General features: G+C 38.1%; 1 protein-coding gene. It reads right to left on the bottom strand.

All coding sequences use genetic code 11. From position 1 onward, the window contains the following. On the bottom strand, positions 1 to 586 hold a 586-nt coding region (locus DVW06_RS17140; protein ID WP_161569496.1), incomplete at both ends, for a hypothetical protein.

The following is a 586-nucleotide window of genomic DNA, read 5'->3' as shown; positions in this document are numbered from 1 at the left end:
TTTGGTAGTGTACTATTATTTTTAAAGGCTCCACTCACTTGGACCATACGTCCTAATCTGGTTGCGCTAGGAAAATTGCCGCTCGATGGACTTGTTGAATATTGGGACCAACCGCTTGCTGCTGGAATTCCTGTCTTTCCTATACTATATAAATCTTGAAAAGTTAGATTCCCGCCTCTGCCTTGGCTATCCGTCATTCCCATCCTGAAGGCATTTAAACTTAACACTCGGCTCGGGGTTGTGGTTTGATCCCCATCAAAATCGACCATTTGCAACGTTTCATTATTTAAAATCATATAACCGTTTCGATAAACGGTTTTAGCTGAATCATAATACTTATAATCATTTCTGAATTTACCGTCAGACATAGATAAAGTCCCTTTTATTTTATTGGTACCCCCGGGATCTGCATTTATTTCATATTCAGAAATGATTTCTGATCCTTTAATAATGACACTGTTCAATTCTCCAGAAGTCACTTTCCCCAAAACAGCACTTAATGCATCCAAAGATTCAACTGCTAATGTTGCACTAGCATATTTCTTTTTTTGCCAACCACTCTTGTATGTGTATACCGCAATAATTT

Origin of the sequence: Enterococcus sp. ARL09-542 (genome assembly GCF_005234805.1) — a bacterium.
Taxonomy (GTDB): Bacteria; Bacillota; Bacilli; order Lactobacillales; family Enterococcaceae; genus Enterococcus_D; species Enterococcus_D gallinarum.
The sequence above is the reverse complement of the archived record's forward strand: the minus strand, read 5'-3'. Positions and strand labels throughout refer to the sequence as shown.